The 21,874-nt window shown below is 58.6% G+C and carries 17 protein-coding genes and 1 pseudogene; 17 read left to right on the top strand and 1 reads right to left on the bottom strand.

Translation table 11 applies throughout. The annotated features are described in order from the left end of the window. Window positions 1-20 precede the first annotated feature (20 nt). The 16 genes and pseudogenes from atpA (at window position 21) to hcnC (ending at window position 19,017) form a co-directional block, all read left to right on the top strand. Window positions 21-1,565 (top strand): F0F1 ATP synthase subunit alpha, encoded by a 1,545-nt coding sequence (gene atpA, locus UB48_RS17655; RefSeq protein ID WP_010222735.1) that lies wholly within the window; start codon window positions 21-23, stop codon window positions 1,563-1,565. A 50-nt stretch (window positions 1,566-1,615) separates the two neighbouring features. Further along, the gene (gene atpG / locus UB48_RS17660; protein ID WP_045199412.1) at window positions 1,616-2,476 is read left to right on the top strand and encodes a F0F1 ATP synthase subunit gamma; all 861 of its coding nucleotides are present in this window, start codon (window positions 1,616-1,618) and stop codon (window positions 2,474-2,476) included. 27 nt (window positions 2,477-2,503) lie between these two features. Beyond that, window positions 2,504-3,880: a F0F1 ATP synthase subunit beta gene (gene atpD, locus UB48_RS17665; RefSeq protein WP_045199413.1), complete on the top strand. Its 1,377-nt coding sequence runs from the start codon at window positions 2,504-2,506 to the stop codon at window positions 3,878-3,880. A 44-nt stretch (window positions 3,881-3,924) separates the two neighbouring features. Beyond that, complete coding sequence (locus UB48_RS17670; RefSeq protein WP_045199415.1) at window positions 3,925-4,344, top strand: F0F1 ATP synthase subunit epsilon; 420 nt, start codon at window positions 3,925-3,927, stop codon at window positions 4,342-4,344. A 123-nt stretch (window positions 4,345-4,467) separates the two neighbouring features. After that, on the top strand, window positions 4,468-5,835 hold the full coding sequence (gene glmU / locus UB48_RS17675; RefSeq protein WP_045199417.1) for a bifunctional UDP-N-acetylglucosamine diphosphorylase/glucosamine-1-phosphate N-acetyltransferase GlmU: 1,368 nt from the start codon (window positions 4,468-4,470) through the stop codon (window positions 5,833-5,835). A 187-nt stretch (window positions 5,836-6,022) separates the two neighbouring features. Further along, window positions 6,023-6,802, top strand: coding sequence for a DeoR/GlpR family DNA-binding transcription regulator (locus UB48_RS17680; protein WP_045199419.1), 780 nt, complete (start codon window positions 6,023-6,025; stop codon window positions 6,800-6,802). Continuing rightward, a complete protein-coding gene (glmS, locus tag UB48_RS17685; protein WP_045199421.1) occupies window positions 6,802-8,637 on the top strand; it encodes a glutamine--fructose-6-phosphate transaminase (isomerizing) in 1,836 nt (611 codons plus the stop codon). The genes UB48_RS17680 and glmS overlap by 1 nt, the downstream gene beginning before the upstream one ends. 628 nt (window positions 8,638-9,265) lie before the next feature. Next, complete coding sequence (speD, locus tag UB48_RS17690) at window positions 9,266-9,655, top strand: adenosylmethionine decarboxylase (protein WP_045199423.1); 390 nt, start codon at window positions 9,266-9,268, stop codon at window positions 9,653-9,655. Beyond that, window positions 9,639-11,045 (top strand): coproporphyrinogen-III oxidase family protein, encoded by a 1,407-nt coding sequence (locus UB48_RS17695; protein WP_045199425.1) that lies wholly within the window; start codon window positions 9,639-9,641, stop codon window positions 11,043-11,045. Before speD ends, UB48_RS17695 begins: the two co-directional genes overlap by 17 nt. Window positions 11,046-11,067: 22 nt before the next feature. Beyond that, window positions 11,068-12,282 carry an MFS transporter gene (locus UB48_RS17700; protein WP_045199427.1) on the top strand — a complete coding sequence of 405 codons (1,215 nt, stop codon included), beginning with the start codon at window positions 11,068-11,070 and terminating at the stop codon, window positions 12,280-12,282. Beyond that, the gene (locus UB48_RS17705; RefSeq protein ID WP_052676538.1) at window positions 12,257-14,401 is read left to right on the top strand and encodes an ornithine decarboxylase; all 2,145 of its coding nucleotides are present in this window, start codon (window positions 12,257-12,259) and stop codon (window positions 14,399-14,401) included. Before UB48_RS17700 ends, UB48_RS17705 begins: the two co-directional genes overlap by 26 nt. A 23-nt stretch (window positions 14,402-14,424) precedes the next feature. After that, on the top strand, window positions 14,425-15,507 hold the full coding sequence (gene dinB, locus UB48_RS17710) for a DNA polymerase IV (RefSeq protein WP_045199431.1): 1,083 nt from the start codon (window positions 14,425-14,427) through the stop codon (window positions 15,505-15,507). 34 nt (window positions 15,508-15,541) lie between these two features. After that, window positions 15,542-15,841, top strand: a pseudogene (locus UB48_RS17715) (transposase); the annotation flags it as partial. Between the two features lie 210 nt (window positions 15,842-16,051). Then, entirely contained in the window at window positions 16,052-16,366 is a 315-nt protein-coding gene (gene hcnA, locus UB48_RS17720; protein WP_045199434.1) for a cyanide-forming glycine dehydrogenase subunit HcnA, read from the top strand. Continuing rightward, the gene (gene hcnB, locus UB48_RS17725) at window positions 16,363-17,757 is read left to right on the top strand and encodes a cyanide-forming glycine dehydrogenase subunit HcnB (protein WP_045199436.1); all 1,395 of its coding nucleotides are present in this window, start codon (window positions 16,363-16,365) and stop codon (window positions 17,755-17,757) included. Before hcnA ends, hcnB begins: the two co-directional genes overlap by 4 nt. A gap of 3 nt (window positions 17,758-17,760) precedes the next feature. Further along, complete coding sequence (hcnC, locus tag UB48_RS17730; RefSeq protein ID WP_045199438.1) at window positions 17,761-19,017, top strand: cyanide-forming glycine dehydrogenase subunit HcnC; 1,257 nt, start codon at window positions 17,761-17,763, stop codon at window positions 19,015-19,017. Between the two features lie 62 nt (window positions 19,018-19,079). On the opposite strand, the gene lpdA is transcribed toward hcnC, so the two are convergent. Further along, on the bottom strand, window positions 19,080-20,480 hold the full coding sequence (gene lpdA / locus UB48_RS17735; protein WP_045199440.1) for a dihydrolipoyl dehydrogenase: 1,401 nt from the start codon (window positions 20,478-20,480) through the stop codon (window positions 19,080-19,082). 209 nt (window positions 20,481-20,689) lie between these two features. Here lpdA and cfaB point away from each other — a divergent pair, with 209 nt between their 5' ends. Continuing rightward, a complete protein-coding gene (gene cfaB, locus UB48_RS17740; protein WP_045199441.1) occupies window positions 20,690-21,874 on the top strand; it encodes a C17 cyclopropane fatty acid synthase CfaB in 1,185 nt (394 codons plus the stop codon).

A 21,874-nucleotide genomic window follows, 5' to 3' on the forward strand; every position in this document is an offset into this window, starting at 1 on the left:
TTTGAAGGGGCAGCAGAGCAATGCAGCAACTCAATCCTTCCGAAATTAGTGAAATCATCAAGGGTCGCATCGAGAAACTCGACGTGACCTCCCAAGCCCGCAACGAGGGTACCGTCGTCAGCGTTTCTGACGGTATCGTGCGGATTCACGGTCTGGCCGACGTCATGTACGGCGAAATGATCGAGTTTCCAGGTGGCGTGTTCGGTATGGCCCTCAACCTGGAGCAAGACTCCGTTGGTGCGGTAATCCTGGGCGCCTACGACACCCTCGCTGAAGGCATGAGCGCCAAGTGCACCGGCCGCATCCTCGAAGTTCCAGTTGGTAAGGAACTGCTGGGTCGCGTTGTTGACGCACTGGGCAACCCAATCGACGGCAAAGGCCCACTGGGCAACACCGAGACCGACGCGGTCGAGAAAGTTGCTCCGGGCGTGATCTGGCGTAAGTCGGTAGACCAGCCTGTACAGACTGGCTACAAATCCGTCGACGCCATGATCCCGGTCGGCCGTGGCCAGCGCGAGCTGATCATTGGTGACCGTCAGATCGGTAAGACCGCCATGGCGATCGACGCCATCATCAACCAGAAAGACTCCGGTATTTTCTGTGTTTATGTTGCTGTCGGCCAGAAGCGTTCCACCGTTGCCAACATCGTTCGCAAGCTGGAAGAAAACGGCGCCCTGGCCAACACCATCGTGGTGGTTGCCAGTGCTTCGGAATCCGCCGCACTGCAATTCCTGGCGCCATACGCCGGTTGCACCATGGGCGAGTTCTTCCGTGACCGCGGTGAAGACGCGCTGATCGTATACGATGACCTGTCCAAGCAGGCCGTTGCCTACCGTCAGATCTCCCTGCTGCTGCGCCGTCCACCAGGACGTGAAGCGTACCCAGGTGACGTGTTCTATCTCCACTCCCGTCTGCTGGAGCGTGCATCGCGCGTTTCCGAAGAGTACGTCGAGAAGTTCACCAACGGTGCTGTAACTGGCAAGACCGGTTCCCTGACCGCACTGCCGATCATCGAAACCCAGGCTGGCGACGTTTCCGCGTTCGTTCCGACCAACGTGATTTCCATCACCGACGGTCAGATCTTCCTGGAATCGGCCATGTTCAACTCGGGCATCCGCCCTGCAGTGAACGCCGGTGTTTCGGTATCCCGTGTGGGTGGTGCCGCTCAGACCAAGATCATCAAGAAGCTCTCCGGTGGTATCCGTACCGCTCTGGCTCAGTACCGTGAACTGGCGGCATTCGCCCAGTTCGCTTCTGACCTGGACGAAGCCACCCGTAAGCAACTCGAACACGGTCAACGTGTTACCGAGCTGATGAAGCAGAAGCAATACGCTCCAATGTCCATCGCGGACATGGCGCTGTCGCTGTATGCCGCTGAGCGTGGGTTCCTGACCGACGTTGAAATCGCCAAGATCGGTAGCTTCGAACAAGCACTGATCGCTTACTTCAACCGTGATCACGCCGAACTGATGGCGAAGATCAACGTGAAGGGTGACTTCAACGACGAAATCGACGCTGGCATCAAAGCCGGTATCGAGAAGTTCAAGGCCACCCAAACCTGGTAAGCCGCAGCGGGGGCTTTGCGGCCCCCGCTTGCTAACCTGATAGGTGTTACATGGCAGGCGCAAAAGAGATTCGCAGTAAGATTGCGAGCATCAAAAGCACGCAAAAAATTACCAGCGCCATGGAAAAAGTGGCGGTCAGTAAAATGCGCAAGGCACAAATGCGCATGGCTGCTAGCCGTCCTTACGCGGAGCGTATCCGCCAGGTTATCGGTCATCTGGCCAACGCCAACCCGGAATACCGCCACCCCTTCATGATCGAACGCGAAGTAAAGCGCGTCGGTTATGTCGTCGTGAGCAGTGACCGTGGTCTGTGCGGTGGCTTGAACACCAACCTGTTCAAGGCCCTGGTCAAGGACATGGCGGTCAACCGCGAGCAAGGTATCGAGATCGATCTTTGCGTGGTTGGCAGCAAGGGTGCGGCGTTTTTCCGCAGCTTCGGCGGTAACGTCGTTGCAGCGATCAGCCACCTGGGCGAAGAGCCGTCGATCAATGATCTGATCGGCAGCGTCAAGGTCATGCTGGACGCTTACCTGGATGGTCGTATCGATCGTCTGTCCGTGGTATCGAACAAGTTCGTCAATACCATGACGCAAACCCCAACGGTCGAGCAGTTGATTCCGTTGGTTGCAACCCCGGATCAAGAACTCAAGCACCACTGGGACTACCTCTACGAACCTGACGCCAAAGAGCTGCTGGACGGCCTGATGGTGCGTTACGTGGAGTCGCAGGTCTACCAGGCGGTGGTCGAGAACAACGCAGCTGAACAAGCTGCCCGGATGATCGCGATGAAGAACGCCACCGACAACGCCGGTGACCTGATCAGCGAATTGCAGCTGATCTACAACAAGGCGCGTCAGGCTGCGATCACCCAAGAGATCTCGGAAATCGTCGGCGGCGCTGCCGCGGTTTAACGGTTCAAATATTCAGAGGATCCAGCTATGAGTAGCGGACGTATCGTTCAAATCATCGGCGCCGTCATCGACGTGGAATTCCCACGTGACGCCGTGCCGAGTGTTTACAACGCGCTGAAAGTAGTAGGCGCGGAAACCACCCTGGAAGTTCAGCAGCAGCTGGGCGACGGCGTGGTTCGTACCATTGCGATGGGCTCGACCGAAGGCTTGAAGCGCGGTCTGGACGTTACAGACACCGGCGCAGCCATCTCCGTACCAGTCGGTAAAGCGACCCTGGGCCGGATCATGGACGTACTGGGTAACCCGATCGACGAAGCTGGCCCGATTGGTGAAGAAGAGCGCTGGGGTATCCACCGCGACGCTCCTTCGTTCGCTGACCAGGCAGGCGGCAACGACCTGCTGGAAACCGGCATCAAGGTTATCGACCTGGTTTGCCCGTTCGCCAAGGGTGGTAAAGTCGGTCTGTTCGGTGGTGCCGGTGTAGGCAAAACCGTAAACATGATGGAACTGATCCGTAACATCGCCATCGAGCACAGCGGTTATTCCGTGTTCGCCGGTGTGGGTGAGCGTACTCGTGAGGGTAACGACTTCTACCACGAGATGAAGGACTCCAACGTTCTCGACAAGGTAGCGCTGGTCTACGGTCAGATGAACGAGCCACCAGGAAACCGTCTGCGCGTAGCGCTGACCGGCCTGACCATGGCTGAGAAGTTCCGTGACGAAGGTAACGACGTTCTGCTGTTCGTCGACAACATCTATCGTTACACCCTGGCCGGTACCGAAGTATCCGCACTGTTGGGCCGTATGCCTTCGGCAGTAGGTTACCAGCCGACCCTGGCTGAAGAGATGGGCGTTCTGCAAGAGCGTATCACTTCGACCAAGGAAGGTTCGATCACCTCGATCCAGGCCGTATACGTACCTGCGGACGACCTGACCGACCCGTCGCCAGCGACCACCTTCGCCCACTTGGACGCTACCGTCGTACTGTCCCGTGACATCGCCTCCCTGGGTATCTACCCAGCGGTCGATCCACTGGACTCGACTTCGCGCCAGCTGGACCCGAACGTGATCGGCAACGAGCACTACGACACCGCTCGTGGCGTTCAGTATGTTCTGCAGCGCTACAAAGAGCTGAAGGACATCATCGCCATCCTCGGTATGGACGAACTGTCCGAAGCCGACAAGCAGCTGGTATCGCGCGCTCGTAAGATCCAGCGCTTCCTGTCCCAGCCGTTCTTCGTGGCCGAAGTCTTCACCGGTTCTCCAGGCAAATACGTTTCCCTGAAAGACACCATTGCAGGCTTCAGCGGCATCCTCAAAGGTGACTACGACCACCTGCCAGAACAAGCGTTCTACATGGTCGGCAGCATCGAAGAAGCCGTCGAGAAAGCCAAGAAACTGTAATCCCGGCGCCCCGCAAGGGGCGCTAATCAGGTTGAGGCAAGCAGATGGCTATGACAGTCCATTGCGATATCGTCAGCGCGGAAGGGGAAATTTTCTCCGGTCTGGTCGAGATGGTGATTGCGCACGGCAACCTGGGTGATCTTGGTATCGCTCCAGGCCACGCCCCGCTGATCACTAATCTGAAGCCAGGTCCGATCACGCTGACCAAGCAGGGTGGCGCCCAAGAGGTGTTCTACATCTCTGGTGGTTTCCTCGAGGTTCAGCCGAACATGGTCAAGGTGCTTGCCGATACCGTGCAACGTGCCAGCGACCTGGATGAAGCTCAGGCTCAGGAAGCCCTCAAGGCTGCCGAGAACGCCCTGAACGAAAAAGGCGCGGAGTTCGATTACGGCGCCGCTGCCGCACGTCTGGCCGAGGCCGCAGCCCAGCTGCGTACCGTCCAGCAAATTCGCAAAATGAAGTAACCGGCACTCGCCGATCACTTTCTGTTGCGATTGAGTTAAAGGGTAGCCTCGGCTACCCTTTTTCTTTTTCCGAATTTCTTCTTCTGGTCACAGCGCTGACCTTCCAGGATTGGTAGCCAGTCAATGTCTCTCGATATCGTAATTCTTGCCGCCGGCCAAGGTACCCGCATGCGCTCGGCGCTGCCCAAGGTACTGCATCCGGTCGCCGGCGACTCCATGCTCGGCCATGTTATCCACAGCGCCCGCCAGTTGCAGCCGCAGGGCATTCATGTGGTGATCGGGCACGGTGCGGAGCTGGTACGTGAGCGTCTGGCCGCCGATGACCTGAACTTCGTCCTCCAGGACAAGCAACTGGGTACCGGCCACGCCGTCGCCCAGGCTCTGCCGGCGCTGAGCGGCGAAACCGTGCTGATCCTCTACGGCGATGTGCCGCTGATCGAAGTCGATACCCTCAAGCGCCTGCTCGCCAAGGTCACCCCGCAGCAGCTCGGCCTGCTGACCGTAACCCTGGATGACCCGACCGGCTATGGCCGCATCGTCCGTGATGGCCAGGGCCAGGTGGCGGCGATCGTCGAGCACAAGGATGCCAGCGACGCACAGAAAGCCATCAAGGAAGGCAACACCGGTATTCTCGCCGTCCCGGGCGCGCGCCTGGCTGACTGGCTGGGCCGTCTGTCGAACAACAACGCGCAGGGCGAGTACTACCTCACTGACGTCATCGCCATGGCTGTAGCCGATGGCCTGGTGGTCGCTACCGAGCAGCCGCTGGACCCGATGGAAGTGCAGGGCGCCAACGACCGTCGTCAGCTGGCCGAGCTGGAGCGTCACTATCAGCTGCGCGCAGGCCGCCGCCTGATGGCCCAGGGTGTGACCCTGCGTGACCCAGCGCGCTTTGATGTGCGCGGTGAAGTAAGCGTTGGTCGCGATGTGCTCATCGACATCAACGTGATCCTCGAAGGCCGCGTGGTGATCGAAGACGACGTAGTCATCGGCCCGAACTGCGTGATCAAGAACAGCACCCTGCGCAAAGGCGTGGTGGTCAAAGCCAACAGCCATCTGGAAGGCGCGATCATGGGCGAGGGCAGCGATGCCGGCCCGTTTGCCCGCCTGCGTCCTGGCAGTGTGCTCGACGCTCGCGCCCATGTGGGTAACTTTGTCGAACTGAAGAACGCCCACCTCGGTGAAGGCGCCAAGGCCGGTCACCTGACTTATCTGGGCGATGCCGAGGTCGGCGCACGCACCAACATCGGTGCCGGTACCATCACCTGCAACTACGATGGCGCCAACAAGTTCAAGACAGTACTTGGCGCAGACGTATTCATCGGTTCGAACAACTCATTGGTCGCGCCTGTGGATATCCTCGACGGCGCTACCACTGCCGCCGGTTCGACCATCACCCAGAATGTCGAGGCGGCGCAGCTGGCAGTCGGTCGTGCGCGTCAGCGCAACATCGATGGCTGGAAGCGGCCGGAGAAGCTCAAAAAGAGCTGAGTTACTCACAGCTAACAGAAAGGGCCGACTGCATTGTGCATAAGTCGGCCTTTTTCGTTCTGTGGATAAAATTCTGCTGCTATGCAAGTTACTCACAGGAAGATTTTTTCTCCGCTGTTCTTGACGCATCAGCCACTATAGGTTTTGATTGGCATCATTATCTTTCGAATCGAAACTTAAGCGCGCCATGTCGAAACGTAACACCCCCCAACGACGTCATAACATCCTGGCTTTGCTCAATGAGCAGGGCGAGGTGAGCGTCGACGCCTTGGCCAAGCGTTTCGAAACCTCCGAAGTGACCATTCGCAAGGACCTGGCAGCCCTCGAAGCCAATGGCCTGCTGTTGCGTCGTTATGGTGGGGCAGTGACCCTGCCGCAGGAACTGTTTACCGAACAGGGCCAGCCAGTTTCGCTTTATAAACAAGCGATCGCCAAGGCTGCCGTAGGCCGTATCCGCGAACATGCCCGCATCATCATCGACAGCGGCAGCACCACCGCCGCGATGATCCCGCAGCTGGGTCATCAACCGGGCCTGGTGGTCATGACCAACTCGTTGAATGTGGCCCGCGCCCTTAGCGAGCTGGAGCATGAGCCGGTACTGTTGATGACCGGCGGTACCTGGGACCCGCATTCCGAATCGTTCCAGGGCCAGGTGGCCGAGCAGGTACTACGCTCATACGACTTCGACCAACTGTTCATTGGCGCCGACGGCATTGACCTGGCGCGCGGCACCACCACGTTCAACGAACTGCTGGGCCTGAGCCGGGTGATGGCTGAAGTCGCCCGGGAAGTGATCGTCATGGTCGAGTCCGACAAGGTCGGGCGCAAGATTCCCAACCTTGAGCTGCCCTGGAGCAGCGTCAACACCCTGATTACCGATGAGCGCCTGCCCCATGAGGCACGCGTACAGATTGAAGCCCGCGGCATCAACGTGATTTGCGCCGCTATCACCCAGGAGCATGAATAATGTGTGGAATCGTTGGTGCCGTCGCCGAACGTAACATCACAACCATTCTGATCGAAGGCCTCAAGCGCCTCGAGTACCGCGGCTATGACAGCGCAGGTCTGGCCGTCTTCACCCAGCAGGGCAATCTCGAACGCCGCCGCCGCATCGGCAAGGTCAGCGAACTGGAAGCCGCCGTTGCCGCTGAACCGCTGGCCGGCAATCTGGGTATCGCACACACCCGTTGGGCTACCCATGGTGCGCCAACCGAGCACAATGCTCACCCGCATTTCTCTGGTCATGAACTGGCAGTGGTGCACAACGGCATCATCGAGAACCACGAAGAGTTGCGCGAACAGCTCAAGGGCCTGGGTTACGTCTTCAGCTCCGAGACCGACACCGAGGTGATCGTTCACCTGCTGGCGCACACTCTCAAAACTTTGCCGGACCTGGGCGATGCCCTCAAGGCAACGGTCAAGCAACTGCATGGCGCCTACGGCCTGGCGGTGATCAGCGCCAAGCAGCCAGACCGCTTGTTGGCCGCCCGCAGCGGTAGCCCGTTGGTGATCGGCCTGGGCCATGGCGAGAATTTCCTGGCTTCCGACCAGTTGGCCCTGCGCCAGGTCACCGACCGCTTCATGTACCTGGAAGAGGGCGATATCGCCGAAATCCGTCGCGACCAGGTCACCATCTGGGACGTCGCCGGCACTGCTGTGCAGCGCGAAACCGTGCAGTACCACGAAGGTGCCGAAGCTGCCGACAAGGGCGCCTACCGCCACTTCATGCTCAAGGAAATCCACGAGCAGCCAACCGTGGTGCAACGTACCCTGGAAGGCCGCCTGGGCAAGGATCACGTCATGGTCCAGGCCTTCGGCCCGCAAGCTGCTGAACTGTTTGCCAAGGTGCGCAATGTACAGATCGTTGCCTGCGGCACCAGCTACCATGCCGGCATGGTTGCCCGTTACTGGCTGGAAAGCCTGGCCGGTATTCCTTGCCAGGTCGAAGTCGCCAGCGAGTTCCGCTACCGCAAGGTGGTGGTGCAGCCGGACACCCTGTTCGTCTCGATCTCGCAGTCGGGTGAAACCGCCGACACCCTGGCCGCCCTGCGCAACGCCAAGGAGCTGGGCTTCCTCGGCAGCCTGGCGATCTGCAACGTCGGCATCAGCTCGCTGGTGCGCGAGTCGGACCTGACCCTGCTGACCCAGGCCGGCCCGGAAATCGGCGTGGCCTCGACCAAGGCCTTCACCACCCAGCTGGTGTCGCTGATGCTGCTGACCCTGTCTCTGGGCCAGGTGCGCGGTACCTTGGCCGCCGGTGTCGAGGCCGAGCTGGTGGAAGAACTGCGTCGCCTGCCAACTCGCTTGGGCGAAGCCCTGGCCATGGATGCGATCGTCGAGAAGACCGCCGAACTGTTTGCCGACAAGCACCACACTCTGTTCCTGGGCCGCGGCGCGCAATTCCCGGTAGCCATGGAAGGTGCGCTCAAACTCAAAGAGATCTCCTACATCCACGCCGAAGCCTACCCGGCCGGTGAGCTCAAGCATGGCCCGCTGGCGCTGGTCGACAGCGACATGCCAGTAGTCACCGTGGCGCCGAACAATGAGCTGCTGGAAAAGCTCAAGTCAAACCTGCAGGAAGTCCGCGCCCGTGGCGGTGAGCTGATCGTCTTCGCCGACGAACAGGCTGGCATGAGCAATGGCGAAGGCACCCACGTGATCGCAGTGCCGCACATCATCGACGCTCTGGCGCCGATCCTCTACACCATTCCGCTGCAGTTGCTGTCGTACTACGTCGCCGTGCTCAAGGGCACCGACGTCGACCAGCCGCGTAACCTGGCGAAATCGGTAACTGTCGAGTAACGAGCGCTGTGCCTGGTCCCTTTTCCTGCCAGTGATGGGAGCAGGGGCCTGGTTTCTGATTCTCAGGCAGCGGCTGATTCCGGACGCTGCCTGTTGATCAGCAGTGCTGAAATCGACTCGCTTGTTCGTAGCCAATCGTTCGGGTTTTTGTGCTACGTGAGCGATTCGGCGTGCCAGAAAAATACTCGACCTCGCGTCAGACACACTTTTTTTCGCATCTTCTTCCCCGCCTACGCTTGTGCGAAAAGGACTACTTCACTGTGAGTGGAGCGGTAGCCAATGCCCATTTCCATGGAGCATCTTGAAGGCAGCACGTTAGCTAATTGTTTGGAAACGTCGGCGATATTTAAAGTGTAACTCGCTTAGAAAGATTTATTTACAAATTTCGACTTTTCCGCGAAATACTTCCTGCTAGTTTTGTGACGCCTGCTGTTACAGGCCAACTCAAAATCGTAAACAAGGAATGTATTATGAACTCTGCAATTGACCTGTTTCAAACTGAAGTGACTGGCGTTACCACCAAGGGTGTTTGCTTGTGGTAAGAGCGTGATAAAAGAGGGGGAAAGAAATTTCCCCCTCTTTTTAATTGTACTTACTCGGCCTCTCAGGGACAGGAGCAACGACCTTCATGGACGACTTTGGCTATCATACTATTTGGGATATTACCGGTGCTGATGCGCGCTTGTTGAAGGACGCGCCGGCGTTGCATAACTTTTTCCTCGGTACCTTGCAACGTTCGCGTTTCACGGTGTTGGACCATTTGACGCACAAGTTCAGTGCCGGAGGTGAAGGCGTTACCGGTTTGTACTTGTTGTCTGAGTCGCACCTGTCCTACCACACCTACCCGGAAACTCATTACATCAGCATCGACGTTTATACCTGCGGTTCCAACAATGTCTCAATCAATGAAGGCATTCAGGGTTTCTTCGGCAACGAAGTGCAGATAACGACGCGCACGTTGCTGCGCGGCAGTCATGTGCTTGTAGAAGAAGGGGTGGTGAATGAAACTTGTCAATAACGGAATGGTCAAGTTCGATTACCAGTTCCCCTTGTACAATTTCTTTTTTCCTTCGCAATCACTGGACGTGTTTCGCCCCAGTGAAACACAACTGACAACGCTGCTGAACCATGCCAACAGCCAATCAACCTCACGGGCGTTGTACTTTCATATTCCGTTCTGTGAAGCGATCTGTTCGTTCTGCCCGTTCACCCGCGGCTTGTACAAAAACGAAGAGGATATTAACCGTTACACCAAGGCGCTGATCAAGGAAATTGAGTACAAATCGCGCTTGGTCGACTTCAAGGCAGTACCGGTCAGGGCCATTTTCTTTGGAGGGGGAACGCCGTCGCTATTGTCGCCGCAGAATATCTATGACATCGGTGAGGCATTACACCACTACTTCGATATGTCGACGGTGGAAGAGTTCTCCTTCGAGTTCAATATCACCAGTGTCACCCGAGAACGCACCCTTGCACTCGCGGACATTGGCGTGACCCATGCCCGCTTCGGTTTACAGACCATCGACCCGACCTGGCGCAAGCTGTTTAACCTGAATGAGGACATCCGCGAAATCGAACGCGCCGCCGCGTTGCTGGTGCCGACCTTCGGGCACGTGTTGTGCGACATCATGTATGGGATGAACGGCAGTAACGAAAACCAGACCCTGTGTGACATCGACAAAGCGGTCGAACTGGGCCTGAGCAATATCGACATTTACCCGATCAACAATGTCGCCACCTCGGTAAAGCTGCACAAGCAAATCAGGGAGCGTACGGCGGAAGTGTTCCCGGCCATGCGCAAGCTGAACATGAAGCTGATGATTGACGAGCATATGCGCCACAAGGGTTTTGTCCCGTATAACGGCCATGGCTACGTGCGCCAGGCGAGCGCAGCGTCGCCTCTGATCACCCGCGACTACTCGTTCATTTACCACGAGCACGTCTATGGCTATACAAACCATGACCTGCTGGGCTTCGGCGTCGGCGCCATCTCGTCGGTGGCTGAAAATGTGATTACCAACACCTCATTGCGTGAGCAATACATCGCCAAGATGACCGAAGGTGACTATGTCTGCCAGGTCAGCCAGCATGCTCCGGTGCTTGATCTGGTCAAGCCACTGGTACTGCGCCTGCCGTATCACGGCGAAATCGAAAAATCCAAAGTGGCGATGAGCCAGATGCCGCAAGGGCTACTGGACAGGGTTCAGGAACTGGTCAAGGCCGACCTGATAGTTGAAACGGATGCGACCTTCGAACTGACCAGGCTGGGTTGGTTATGGTACAGCAACATTATGTTTTACTTAATTCCTGAAAGTGAACAAAACATCTTGAAAAAGATAGTCTTCGAGAAGCTTAATGCCAACGGACGCGACATTACTCGGGACGAGTTAATCTACTCCGCAGGCTAGAACCACCCAGCAGGCAATGGATATGCAGGCACTAGCGTTAAACCACGGTACACAACGGCTGTCAGCCGCCTACTTTTTTTCAAAATGCGGTGAGTTTGCTTTCGAAACAGCCTTTGCAGTGGCCGTGGTGACCTTGACTGAGGCCGACTTTTTGCTGATTGGCCTGGTGTACTTTTTTCGTTACTTGCCCAGTGCATTGTTTTCGCCGATTGGTGGCTGGCTAGCAGACCATCGGCAGAAAAAAAACACACTGATTTCGGCAGAACTTTTAAAAAGCGTAGTGGCCGCACTGCTGTTTGTGTTGTTTGAATTTGCCGAGGCCACGGTGGCGGTGGTTATTATCGCCTCGATGGTGATGACCGCACTTGATTGCCTGTACACGCCGAGCTTTCGTGCCTATTTCCCCGATATAGTGGACGACGGCCATCTGGCGTCGGTAAACAGCGGGGTGCAAGTGATCGAAGATGTGTCTTCGATTATCGGACCGTTGATATTTTCACTGATTTCGATCGTGCTCGATGCCAGTTATGCGTTTGCGTTTTTCTCGGTCAGTTTGTTGCTGTCGGCCGCCTGTAGCGCCACCCTGGTCTCGAGCGTGACAACTTCGAAGGGGCGCTTCGATGTTTGGGCAATCTACAAGGACACCACACGCAGCGTGGGTAGTTTACGCAAGCTCAATACACCCCTGTTTACCGTGATCTGTTGCACCACCGTGTGTGCAATGTTTGCCACGTCGGTTATTCGCTTCATATTGCCGGCATCGGTTATGGACCATTTTCAGTCCGAGGCTGCGGTGGGGTATATCTTTTCCCTGCTGGCTTTCGGTACGGTTATCGGTGGCATGCTGTATGTAACACTCAACAAGTCAACCACCGCCCGCTCGGTGATTATTTATTGGTTACTGTATGGCGGGCTATTTTTACTGGCTGCCGTCGCCCTGCAGTTCAATACGTACCTGTTTATAGTTCTATTGCTGTGCGTGGGTTTTGTCGGCGCCTTTGTTGATATTGCCATCATTACCAATATCCAGACGCTGTCCAGTCCCAATGAAGTCGGCAAGAATTTTTCCCTGTACTACTTCACGGCGGTTATTGGTGATGCAGTGTCCGGGCTGATCGCCAGCCTTATGTTTCTGCTTGTGGGGCCGGCTACGTTTGTTGGCATGACGTTCATGCTGTGTATTGCACCGCTAGGTTGGAGCGCAAAAAAAGATGTTACAGACAAGGATTGTTTGTAGTGCGGCAGTCGGGATTGAAGCACTTCCCGGCGTGGCGCTTGGGACATTTGCAGGGCGCGGTCAGTTGGCGTCAGCATCGGCGTTGGTGCTGTGCGTTGAGGATGCGCTGTCGGCAGATGTGGTCGATTGCGTCGCGGCCTGGGGCACGCCACTGTTTGTGCTCCATGGCAACGGGTACGCTGCACTTCCGGCAGTGCTTGCGGATCTTCAACCAACCTTGCTCCAGGTACCGCTGAGTGCGCACGATATTGCGCGGGTAGTTGAAACTGCCAAGGCATTTGACCTGGCTTCACTGCCACCTTTTACCTCGGCAGTCGCAGAGTTTGTCTCGCGCAAACGGCCTACCTTTGCTTGCCCCGGGCATCAGGGCGGCCAGTGCCTGGACCTGCATCCGGCCGGGCTGCGCTTCAAGCAATTGCTTGGCAGCGAGGTATTCAAGGTCGATGTGCCGCACGCGGCTCCCGAGCTGGGTGACGTACTCAGCCATGAAGGTCCGGTGGCCCAGGCTGAACGGCTGGCCGCAGAAGTGTTCAACGCCGATGAAACCTACTTCGTGCTCAATGGTACTTCCACCGCAAACAAAGTCGTCACCAGCGCGTTGCTGGCTGCGGGCGATCTGGTATTGATGGATCGCAACAACCACAAGTCGGTGTACCTGGGCGCATTGGTACAAAGTGCCGCCAGGCCGGTATACCTCGATAATTTCCGCGATGGGTGTGGCGTGCTGGGTGGCTACAAAAGACATGCCCTGGATGAGCAACAACTACGCCTGAAGGCGGCCCGTATCGATCCGTGCAAGGCGCGGCAGCAGCGCCCATTTCGTCTGGCAGTTGTTCAGCACGCAACCTGCGATGGCGTTGTGGTCGACGCCGCTGCTCTGCTGCAACGGATTGGTCACCTGTGTGACTACGTACTCTTCGATTCCGCCTGGTTGGGCTACGAACCTTTTGTTGAGTTACTGGCGCAGCGCTCGCCGTTGAACATTGCCCTGACGGCGGATTGCCCGGGGATCATCGTCACGCAATCGGTCCACAAGCAGATGTCAGGCCTGTCCCAGACCTCGCAGATCCATAAAAAAGACAGTCACATACGTAACCAGCCACGCTACTGCTCACGATCGGTATTCAACAGCGCGTTCATGCTGCACGCCTCGACCAGCCCGTTCTATCCATTGTTGATGTCATTGGAAGTCAATGCCGCGATCCATGCCAATGGCAACGGCAAGCGCGCGTGGAGTGCGGCAGTGGCAATGGCCATGGGTTTCAGGCGCGAGGTTGCCCAGCGTTGCCGTGTTATTCAGCCTTACTATGGCGACAGGCGGTCGCCGGCGGGGCAGGGCGATACATCGCTGGAGGTGTATGCCCAAGTGTTTCAACCGGTTCGTCACGAGACGCTAGGGGCCAGCCCGATCGAGTCCGACTTGCACTACCTGGACCCTTGCAAGGTCATCTTTACAACGCGCAAGTTGCACACTGGCGAGCAGGGCGGGTTGCCCGCTATTCCAGCGAGTATCGTCACCGCCTACCTGCGCGAGATGAATTTCACTCCTGAGAAATCTGACTTCTACAACGTTACCCTGTTGGTTTCGCCCTCTACCGAGGCTGCGCAGCTCTCTCGCCTGGCGCACGCGCTGGCGCAACTTGAGCAGATGATCGAGGACGAAGTCCCGGTGGCTGAGGCGCTGCCTTCACTGGCAAGCGGCCAAGGTCGCTATGACGATTTATCGCTGCGCGAATTGTGCTGCGCCATCAACACCCTGTTCTCGCAGTATCAGATTGAGCAGCTGCAATCGGACATTTTCAGTTCGGTGACGTCGGCGCAGGCCGAGTTGACGCCCTACGCGGCGCAGCAGGCATTCATCCGTGGTAACTACCAATTGGTCGCGCTTGAACAAGCCTTGGGCTGTATCGCCGCAGAAGGCGTAATCCCTTACCCGCCGGGGGTTATGTGCATCGCCCCTGGGGAGCGCTGGAACAGCGCGTTGATCCGCTACCTGAGCGCCATTGAAGCACTGAGCAACCACTACCCGGAGTTTGCCCCGCATATTCAAGGCGTTTACCAGCGGCTCAATGCTGACGCCAGCGTGAGCCTGCAAGTTCACGTTCTGGTCACTGGCTGATGTTCAACGGAGCAAGAGAGCCAATGGTGGAATCTACCAAAGACATGAACGAGCGCAAGTTCATCCATGTCGACATGGACTCGTTCTTTGTCTCCGTGGAACTTCTGGACGCTCCTCACCTGGTAGGGCGCCCTGTGGCTGTGGGCGGGACAGCGGCTGAGCGAGGGGTGATCAGCACTGCGAACTATCTGGCCAGGGAGTTTGGGGTAAGGAGTGGTCTGGCCACCGCAACTGCACAACGACTCTGCCCGGAGCTGGTGCTGCTGCCGACCCGGTTTGAAGTGTATGAAGCCGTGACGCGAAAGCTTGATGCCATATTTCGCCGCTATACCGACAAAGTCGAGTTTCTGTCACTGGACGAGGCATCGCTCGAGGTCACCGGCCAATCTGCATTCAACGGTTCGGCAACCCATATGGCCGTGCATATCCGTGCGGTGATTGAGCAGGAGCTGGGGCTGACTGCCTCTGCCGGCGTCGCGCCGTTGAAGTATTTGGCGAAAATTGCCTCCGAGGTGCAAAAACCCAATGGTCTGTTTGTCATCGTGCCCAAGGACGTCCGTGGTTTTCTCGATGAGCTTGATGTGCGCAAGATCCCAGGCGTCGGCCCCAAGACCTACGCGGTGCTCGAGAACCTCGGCTGTCGGCAATGCAAACACGTCACCGAAGAGAAAATCCCGTTGCTCATGCGCTACCTCGGCGTGCATGGGTTTTACGTGTGGGAGCGATGTCAGGGAATTGAAGAACAGGAAGAGCGGGTAACCCAGATCAAGTCGATTGGTATTGAACGAACACTACCTTTCGACTGCCACGATTTTTCCAGCTGCCTGCAAGAGCTGGACAGATTGCTGGAGGGTTTGAGGGAGCGCGTTGCCGAAATGGGTAATGACTATCTGATTATCAAAAACCTGGTAAAGCTCAAGTTCTCGGACTTCTCGATCTCGTCTACGGAGGCGGCTTCCAACACCCTCAGCCAAGAAACGGTGACTGCCCTGTGCAGGTTGCTTTGGGACACCAGGCGCGAGGGCCGGTCGGTGCGTTTGATCGGGCTCTCGGTAAAGGTCAAAAGAAAGATCCAGGACGACATTCAACTTGAACTCCCCTGGTAAACAACAAGTAAACCCGAGTGGCAGGAGGCCCCGAATGGTTAGGCGCTACGAACTTCCCAATGCTGCGTGGATGTTGATCATGGATCTGGTTTCAAGCACACAAAAGACCGGCCGGCCTCGCAATGACGACCGGCAGATGATCAACGGGATCTTCTGGATTCTTTGCTCCGGTGCAGCATGGCGCGACTTGCCGGAACGCTTTGGCGCTTGGTCGACGGTGTATCAACGTTTTCGCGACTGGCGTGATGATGGAACCCTGGATCGTGTAGTGGAGCGGCTGCATGTGCGCCTCAACGATGACGGCCTGATCGACATGGATACCTGGACCCTCGATCCGGTCCCCCTCAAGGAGCAACTGGTCAAATGCTGTGCCTGACGTGTATCTGCGGCGCGACGGGAGTGAAAGCGTCCATAACGAGGACCTGAGCGCAGTACTGCCAGTTTGTCCGGCAATCGGACCCATTAGCTGGCCTGGATCAATAGTCCTGACGCGCGCTTGGCTTAGTGTGCGCAGTCCATGTTTCTTTTTCACGGACGAAAAGCTATGCAGACTCTGGAGCGAAAGCTAGATATCCAGCCCCTGTCGCGGGCGGACATGACCATCGAACTCAACGGCCAGGCAATTGATGTCGCCGCCGGTGAAACCGTGCTCAGCGTGCTTAACGCCGTGGGCCTGCGCCAGGTGGCGCTTAATGATCACCATCAACTGACCGGCGCCTTCTGCGGCATGGGCGTGTGCCATTGCTGCCTGGTGTCGATCAATGGCCGGCCCAAGCGCCGCGCCTGCCAGACCGTAGTGCAGCCGGGCATGCGGGTTGAAACCGGGACTAACCGTTTTGCCGGGGAGGAGGCACCATGAGCTTGCGTCCAGTTATTGTCGGTGGTGGTTCGGCGGGTATGGCGGCGGCGATCGAGCTGGCCAGGCACGGTGTCTCGAGCCTATTGTTCGATGAAGCCTCGCGCCCGGGAGGCGTGGTGTTTCGCGGGCCGCTGCGCAGCGGCGTCGACCTGGGCTACCTGGGAGCGCGCTACAGCAAGGCGCTGAAGAAACTGCACAAGGACTTTGCCGCCTGTGGCGATCGAATCGACCTGCGCCTTAACAGCCGCGTGGTCGGTGGTGACGAGCAGCGTCTGATGGTCCTCGATGCCGAAGAAACCCTGCACGAAATCGACTATTCCCACCTGCTGCTGTCAGCCGGTTGCCACGAGCGCAACGTACCTTTCGCCGGCTGGACCTTGCCGGGCGTGATGCTGCTCGGCGGGTTGCAACTGCAGATCAAGAGCGGCGTGGTCAAACCCCTGGGCAATACCGTGATCGCTGGCACCGGGCCGTTGTTGCCGTTGGTGGCCTGCCAGCTGCACGCAGCCGGGGCTAAGGTTGCCGGCGTCTATGAAGCCTGCCCGTTCAGCAAGATTGCCCGCGAAAGCCTGGCGCTGATGAACAAGCCGCAGCTGTTCCTCGATGGCCTGAGCATGCTCGGCTACATGAAGCTCAATGGCATCCCCATGTACTACGGCTGGGGGATTGTCGAAGCCAAGGGTGAGGGCGAGCTGGCTGAAGTGACTGTGGCGCCCTACGGTGACGACTGGCAGCCAGACCTTTCCCGCGCCCAGCGTGAGCCGGCGCAAACCCTGGCGGTGGGCTACGGCTTTATCCCGCGCACCCAGCTCAGCCAGCAACTGGGCCTGGACCATGGCTTCAACGAAGACGGCTACCTGCGTCCGGAAAGCAACGTCTGGCAGCAAAGCAGCCAGCCGCACATCCACCTGGCCGGTGACATGGGCGGCATCCGTGGTGGTGAGGCGGCAATGCTCACCGGGCGCATCGCGGCTGTTTCGATCCTGCTGCAGCAGGAGGTACTCAACGCAGAAGAGGCGATCGAACTGCGCGAGAAATACCTCGGCCAGCTGGCAGCGATCAAACGCTTTCGCGCCGGGGTAGAGCGCTACACCCATCGCGGCACCAAGCAGATCGAGCTGCCGCAGGCGGACACGGTGATCTGTCGTTGCGAGCATGTCACCCGCAGCGACATCGATCGCGCCCTGGAGCAGGGCGTCGAAGACATGGCCGGGTTGAAGATGCGCACCCGGGTGAGCATGGGCGACTGCCAGGGGCGCATGTGCGTCGGCTATTGCAGCGATCGCCTGCGCGAAGCAACCGGACGCGCCGATGTCGGCTGGCTGCGGCCGCGTTTCCCGATCGACCCGATTCCATTCTCTGCATTCCAGCAACTCGGCACGGAAGCCTGAAGCATGAACAGAACCTATGATGTGGTCATCGCCGGTGGCGGTGTGATCGGTGCGTCCTGCGCCTACCAGCTGTCCAAACGCAAGAACCTGAAGATCGCCCTGATCGATGCCAAGCGCCCGGGCAATGCCACCCGCGCGTCTGCCGGTGGCCTGTGGGCCATTGGTGAGTCCGTGGGCCTGGGCTGCGGAGTAATCTTCTTTCGCATGATGTCGGCCAAGCACAAGCGCGAAGCCCATGGCGCGGCAGTGGCGGTGGATTCGAGCACGCCGCACATCCTGCCGCAGTCGTTCTTCGACTTTGCCTTGCAGTCCAACGCACTTTATCCACATCTGCACCGCGAGCTGATCGAGCGCCACGGCATGGACTTCAAGTTCGAGCGCACGGGCCTCAAGTACGTGATCTACGACGATGAAGACCGCCTCTATGCTGAGCACATCGTCGCGCAGATTCCGCACCTGGCCGACCAGGTGCGCTGGCTCGACCGCGACACCCTGCGCCAGGCCGAACCAGCGGTGAGCCATGAGGCCCATGGTGCCCTGGAGTTTCTCTGCGATCACCAGGTCAGCCCGTTCCGCCTGGCCGATTCCTATATGGAGGCGGCGCGCCAGAACGGTGTCGACCTGTTCCACAACACCAACATTACTGGTGTGCTGCATCAGGGTTCGCGGGTCAGCGGCGTGCAAACCGCCGAAGAGGGCACCTTTCACTGCGATACCTTGATCAACGCCGCCGGCGCCTGGGCCGCAGACTTGAGCGAGTGGGCCACTGGCCTGCGGATTCCGGTCAAGCCGGTCAAAGGCCAGATCATCCTCACCGAGCGCATGCCCAAGCTGCTGCAAGGCTGCCTGACCACCAGCGACTGTTACATGGCGCAGAAGGACAACGGCGAGATCCTGATCGGCAGCACCACCGAGGACAAAGGCTTCGACGTCAGCAACACTTTCCCGGAGATCAACGGCCTGGTTCAGGGCGCGGTGCGCTGCGTGCCGGAGCTGGCGCAGATCAACCTCAAGCGCACCTGGGCCGGCTTGCGCCCGGGCTCGCCGGACGAGCTGCCGATCCTGGGGCCGGTCAGCGAAGTCAGCGGCTACGTGAATGCCTGTGGACACTTTCGCACCGGCATCCTTACCTCGGCCATCACTGGCGTGCTGATCGACAAGGTCGTGAACCAGGAAACCCTGCCGCTGGATATCACCCCGTTCCTGGCCTCGCGTTTTGACCTGCTGGCTGTGGAAAACCAACAGGCTGCCCTGGCCTGATTGTGGATAAGCCGGCCTTCAGCCTTGAAGGCCGGCTTCATCCGTTCGACCGGCCTGACTGATCAGACCTGCATCGCCTTGCCGTCGACGTTCATCGCCGCCTGGCGCAGGGCTTCGGAGCGGGTCGGGTGCGGGTGGCAGGTGAGGGCGATGTCTTCGGCCGAAGCGCTGAACTCCATGGCCACGCAATATTCACCGATCATCTCGCTGACGCTTGGGCCAACCAGGTGCACGCCCAATACTTCATCGGTGCGGGCATCTGCGAGAACCTTGGCGAAGCCTTCGGTCTCGTGGTTGATCTTGGCCCGGCTGTTGGCGCTGAAGGGGAACTTGCCGACCTTGTACTCGCGGCCTTCGGCCTTGAGCTGCTCTTCGGTCTTGCCGACGCTGGCCAGTTCCGGACGGGTGTAGATGACCGCCGGAATCAGGTTGTAGTTGACCTCGTGGGCCTTGCCGGCAATCTGTTCGATGCAGGAGATAGCCTCGTCCTCGGCCTTGTGCGCGAGCATCGCCCCGGAGGTGACATCGCCAATTACCCATACGCCTGGGACGCTGGTGCGGTGGTGCTGGTTGGCGAGCATGCCGCGCTTGTCGGTCTCAAGGCCGACGCTTTCCAGGCCTAGGCCCTGGGTGTAGGGGCGACGGCCAATGGCGACCAGTACGTAGTCGGCTTCGAGGGTTTCGGCGCTGCCGCCTGCGGCAGCCTCCAGGCTCAGGGTCACCCCTTGCGCCGAAGCGCTGGCCTGGGTGACCTTGCTGCCGAGCTTGAACTTCATGCCCTGCTTGGCCAGGGCGCGTTGCAGGGTTTTTGCCGCTTCTTCATCAGTACCGGGGCAGATGCGATCGAGGTACTCGACCACAGTCACCTGGCTGCCCAGGCGGCGCCATACCGAACCCAGCTCCAGGCCGATGACCCCGGCGCCGATTACCACCAGGTGCTTGGGCACTTCACTCAGGGCCAGGGCGCCGGTGGAGTCGATGATGCGCTGGTTGTCGATGGTCACGCCAGGCAGCGGCGTCGGCTCGGAGCCGGTGGCAATGACGATGTCCTTGGCCTCCAGCTCAGTTACCGCGCCCTGGTCGTCGGTGACCTTGACCCGGCCGACACCATCGAGCTTGCCCCAGCCCTTGATCCAGTCGACCTTGTTCTTGCGGAACAGAAATTCGATGCCCTTGGTCAGGCCGCTGACGCTCTCATCCTTCTGCTTCATCATCTGCGCAAGGTTGAGGGTCGGTTTGACCTCGATGCCGAGGTTGGCGAACTCGCTGCCAACCGCCGCCTCATACAATTCGGAGGCATGCAACAGGGCCTTGGATGGCATGCAGCCGACGTTCAGGCAAGTGCCGCCGAGGGTCGAACGACCTTCCACGCACGCTACGCTCAAGCCCAACTGACCGGCACGAATAGCCGCGTTGTAGCCGCCGGGCCCGCCGCCAATGATTACTACATCATAGGTTTTCATTGTTGTACTCCAGGATGAAGAATCGACAATGGCGCCAAGACTAATCTGCAAATCGCTCGATTGTATACAATGAATCGTAGGCTCCAGGCTCCGGCGCAAGGTCTGGAACGGGCCAGATAGGCTCAGACTATGGTCCGCATTGGCTGAAACTTCCCACAGATGAACTACCCTTTTTGGCAGACGTCCGATGAAAAAAGGAGGCTCATTTCATGCTTGCGCAACTTCCACCTGTTCTGCAAAGCCTGCAACTGCCGCTGCGACTGAAGCTCTGGGATGGCCATGAGTTCGATCTGGGTCCGAAGCCGCAGGTCACCATCCTGGTCAAGGACCCGCAACTGATCACCCAGTTGACTCATCCGAGCCTGGATGAGCTGGGCGCAGCGTTCGTTGAAGGCAAGCTGGAACTGGAGGGCTCCATCGGTGAGGTGATCCGCGTCTGTGACGAACTCAGCGTGGCCTTGCTCAAGGATGAAGAAGACGACCAGCCGGTGCGTACCGAGCATGACAAGGCTACCGATGCGGCAGCGATTTCCTATCATTACGACCTGTCCAACGCCTTCTACCAGCTGTGGCTGGACAGCGACATGGCTTATTCCTGCGCCTATTTCAAATCGCCTACCAACACCCTTGAGCAAGCTCAGCAGAACAAGTTCGAGCACCTGTGCCGCAAGCTGCGCCTGAAAAAGGGTGACTATCTGCTGGATGTCGGTTGTGGCTGGGGCGGGCTGGCGCGCTATGCGGCCAGGGAGTTCGGTGCCAAGGTGTTCGGCATCACTCTGAGCAAAGAGCAGCTCAAACTCGGCCGTGAGCGGGTCAAGGCCGATGGCCTGGAAGGGCAGGTTGAGCTGCAGATACTCGATTATCGCGACCTGCCCCAGGACGGTCGCTTCGACAAGGTGGTGAGTGTCGGCATGTTTGAACACGTGGGTCATGCCAACCTGGCGCTGTATTGCCAGCGCTTGTTTGGCGCCGTGCGCGAAGGTGGCCTGGTGATGAACCATGGCATCACCGCCAGGCACACCGACGGGCGACCGGTCGGGCGCGGCGCGGGCAGCTTCATCGAGCGCTACGTGTTCCCCCATGGCGAGCTGCCGCACCTGTCGATGATCAGTGCACGCATCAGTGAAGCGGGGCTGGAGATTGTCGACGTCGAAAGCCTGCGCCTGCATTACGCGCGCACCCTCGAGCACTGGAGCAACCGCCTCGAAGCACAGCTGGACAAGGCTGGCGCGCTGGTGCCAGAGAAAGCCCTGCGCATCTGGCGCCTGTACCTGGCTGGTTGCTCCTATGCCTTTGCCAGGGGCTGGATCAATTTGCACCAGATCCTTGCGGTCAAACCCTTTGCCGATGGCAGCCACGATTTGCCGCTGACCCGCGAAGACTTCTACCGTTAA

The organism is Pseudomonas sp. 2(2015) (assembly GCF_000955865.1).
Lineage (GTDB): Bacteria > Pseudomonadota > Gammaproteobacteria > Pseudomonadales > Pseudomonadaceae > Aquipseudomonas.